Here is a 3912-nt window from a genome sequence, read left to right on the forward strand (position 1 = left end):
CCGTCCGACCAGTCCACCTGCGGCGTCGGCTCATCCACGTGCAGAGTCCGCGGCAGCACACCGTGCCGCATCGCCATCACCATCTTGATGACGCCGCCCACACCCGCAGCAGCCTGAGAATGCCCGATGTTCGACTTCAACGAGCCGAGCCACAGCGGCCGGTCGGCCGTGTGCGCCTGCCCATAGGTGGCAAGCAGCGCCTGCGCCTCGATCGGGTCACCCAGCTTCGTGCCCGTCCCGTGTGCCTCCACCACGTCGATCTGATCGGCCGTCAGGCGTGCGCTCGCCAACGCCTGACGGATCACCCGCTGCTGCGACGGACCGTTCGGCGCCGTCAGACCGTTCGACGCACCATCCTGATTCACCGCGCTACCGCGCAGCACCGCCAGTACCGGGTGCCCGTTGCGCCGCGCGTCCGACAGCCGCTCGACCAGCAGCATGCCGACGCCCTCGGCCCAGGTGGTGCCATCAGCACCAGCCGCGAACGACTTGCAACGACCGTCCGCCGCCAGCCCTCGCTGACGGCTGAACTCGATGAAGCCGCCGGGGGTGGCCAGCACCGCGACGCCACCGGCGAGCGCCAGGTCGCACTCGCCCCGGCGCAGGGCCTGGGCGGCCAGGTGCAGGGCGACCAGCGACGACGAACACGCCGTGTCCACCGTCACCGCCGGCCCCTCCAGACCGAAGGTGTAGGAGATGCGGCCCGAGGCGACGCTGCCCGCATTGCCGGTCAGCAGGTGGCCCTCGACCTCCGAAGGCGCGTCGTGCAGGGGCGGGCCGTAGTCGTGGTAGGCGACGCCGGCGAAGACTCCGGTCTGGCTGCCGCGCAGCGTCTCCGGGGCGATCCCGGCCCGCTCGAACGCCTCCCAGGACGCCTCCAGCAGCAGCCGCTGCTGGGGGTCCATCGTGGTCGCTTCGCGCGGCGAGATCTCGAAGAAGCCCGCGTCGAACTCGGCGGCGTCGTAGAGGAATCCGCCCTCGCGGGTGTAGGACTTCCCGGCGCGCTCCGGGTCCGGGTCGTAGACGTCCTCGTCCCAGCCACGGTCGGTCGGGAATCCACCGATCGCGTCCCGGCCGTCCGCCACCAGCTGCCACAGTGCCTCCGGGGAGCCCACCCCACCGGGGTACCGACAGCTCATCCCGACGATGGCGATCGGCTCGTGCTCCTTCTCCTCCAGCTCCCGCACGCGCCGACGTGCCTCCCGCAGGTCGGCGGTCGCTCGCTTCAGATAGTCGAGGAGCTTTTCCTCGTTGTTCGCCACCAACGTCGGCTCCTTAAAAGGCCATGCGGAAGATCGCGCTGTGCAGAGATTGCGGGGATGTACGGAAATGGGGGGGTACGGCGGGAACGTGGGCCGCCGTGGCAGGCCGGCTACCGAGCCGTCCCACTGACTGGTTTCACCGTGCGTCGAGTTCTTGGTCCAGCACGTCGAAGAGCTCCTCCGCCGTGACGGTTTCGAGGTCGAGGCCGTCGCCGAAGACGTCCTGCTCCGGCTCGTGCCGTGCGGTCCAGGTCGACAGCAGGGTTCGCAGCCGTGCGGTGATCTCGGCGCGCTGCTTCTCCCCGGGATCGGTCAGTGACACCAACGACAGTTCCAGCTCGTCCAGTTGGCCACTGACCGACACGCTCTGCCGGGGCCCCCGGCGCAGGCCGATCTGCTGCCACAGCTGGCGGGCGAGCACGGCCGGGGTCGGGTGGTCGAATACCACGGTCACCGGCAGCCGAAGGCCCGTCGCCGTGTTGAGCCGGTTGCGAAGGTCCACGGCGCTGAGCGAGTCGAAGCCCAGGTCGCGGAAGGGCCGGCCCGAGTCGACGGCGTCGGCCGAGGCGTGCCCGAGCGCCTGGGCGACCTGGGTCGCCACCAGCTCGGTGAGGAACTCCTGCGCCTCCCCGTCGGACATCGCCTCCAGGCGCTGGACCAGGGACGTCGCGTCGTCCGCCGAGTCGCTGTCCGCGGCGGCGCGGTCGCGGAGCTGACGGGCCTCGGGCAGGTCGCCGAACAGCGGGCTGGGACGCACCGCTGCCATCGTCGCGAGCAGCCGCGGCCAGGCGATGTCCGCGACGATCACGGCTTCCTGGCGGTCTGCCAGCGTCTGCTCGAAGGCGGTTCCGGCGGTCTGCCAGTCCAGCGCGTTGACGCCCAGACCCAGCAGGCGCTCGTCGGCCGCGCAGTCCGTCGCGGCGGCCCGGCCGCCACCCTCACCCTCATCCTCACCCGACGTGAGCGGGCCGTAGGCCAGCGAGGTCGCGACGAGCTGCCGCGCCCGGCGCTGCTCGACCAGGGTGTCGGCGAAGGCGGTCGCCGCCAGTCGGCCGGCCTGGCGGGCGCCGCCGATCGCGCCGGGAAGTGAACCGAGCACGACGAACGCCGACAGCTGGTGTTCCTCCGTCAGCTCGCCGAGGTTGCCGACGGCGTCGGCCTGGGCCTGGACGGCGGCGGCCAGGCCGGCCGGATCGAGGGTGTCTAGCGGCTCGTCGTCCCAAGCGGCCACCGCGTGCACCACCCCGGTCAGCGGCTGCTCGGCGGGCAGCTGCGCCAGCGCTTCCCGCAGCGCCTGCCGGTCGGTCGCCGCACGGCCGAGCACGGTGATCCGGCTGCCGAGCCCACTGAGCTCCGCCCGCAGCTCCGGCGCGGGCCGGCCGTCGGGCTCCCCGTTCTCGGTGGGGAGCAGCAGCAGGTGCTCGGCTCCGGTCCGGGCCAGCCATCGGGCGGCCTGGGTGCCGAGGGCGGTGTCAGCGCCGCTGATCAGGACGGTGCCGTGCGGCTGAGCGGGCCGGGCCGACGCGGTGTCGTCGTGGGGTGCGTGCTCCAGGCGTCGGGCCAGCGTCCCGGAGCGACGGATCGCCATCTGGTCCTCGTGGCCGAGCCCGGCAACCGCCGCGCACAGTCGCGTCAGCGCCTGGTCGTCCAGGTTCTCGGGCAGGTCGACGAGGCCGCCCCAACGGTCGTGGTGCTCCAGCGCGGCTGCCCGGCCCAGGCCCCACACCAGGGCCTGGACGGGGTCGGGCGTGCGGCGTGCTTCGCCGGCGGTGACGGCTCCGCTGGTCACGCACCACAGCGGGGCGTGGACCAGGGCGTCGCCGAGTCCTTGGAGCAGCGTGGTGGTCGCGGCGACCACGGCGTGTGCGGATCGGCCGTCCGGGCCGTCGGCCTCACCCAGCGTGAGCAGCGACAGCACGCCGGAGGGCTCGTCGGTCACGGCCTCGGCCGCGAGCAGCCCGCGCACGCGCGTGGCCACACTCTGCCGGTCGTCCACGTCCGGGTTGACCTCGAAGGTGACGACGTGCGCACCGTGCTCCCGCAGTGCCCGCAGGCAGGCGGCGACCCGGTCGGCGCGCTGCGGGTCCTGGCCGGCGTCGGCCGTGCCCGTCGGTACCGCCGCCAGCCAGGTGCCGGAGAGCCGTGCGGGCCGCGAGGCGCCCGGCTCGTCGAGCGGCCGCCAGACGGTCCGGTAGCGCGCCGCATCGGCCTGGGCCTGCCGTCGGCGGCTGCGGTGCCACCTGGAGAGCGACGGGAGCAGTACGGCGAGCGAGTCGTGCTGCTCCGCCCGCGCCGGGTCCAGCTCCAGGGTGTCGGCCAGGGCCGGCAGGTCCGCGCGGGCGACGGCGTCCCAGAAGCCGGTCTCCAACGGCTCCGTGCCGGCGGCGGAGTTCGGCTGCGGGGTTGAGTTCTTCAGCCAGTAGTGCTGGTGCTGGAAGGCGTACGTGGGCAGGTCGACCCGACGGGCACCCTGACCGGCGAACACCGCCGACCAGTCCACCGCCAACCCCTGCGCGAACACCGCACCCACCGACAACAGGAACCGCTGAAGCCCACCCTCGTCCCGGCGCAGCGATCCGACCGCCACCGCGGTGGGGTGGCCGACGGCCTCGACGGTCTCCTCGATGCCCACCGTCATCACCGGGTGCGG

The 3912-nt window shown here is 73.2% G+C and carries 2 protein-coding genes; both read right to left on the reverse strand.

Features of this window, described 5'->3' with window-relative positions; translation table 11 throughout:
* The coding region (locus ACIRYZ_RS46345; protein WP_402955747.1) for a type I polyketide synthase at positions 1-1265 on the reverse strand (1265 nt) is incomplete at its 3' end.
* Between the two features lie 133 nt (positions 1266-1398).
* On the reverse strand, positions 1399-3912 hold a 2514-nt coding region (locus ACIRYZ_RS46350), incomplete at its 5' end, for a KR domain-containing protein (RefSeq protein WP_402955749.1).

It is taken from the genome of Kitasatospora sp. NPDC101155 (assembly GCF_044768305.1).
Classification (GTDB): domain Bacteria; phylum Actinomycetota; class Actinomycetes; order Streptomycetales; family Streptomycetaceae; genus Kitasatospora.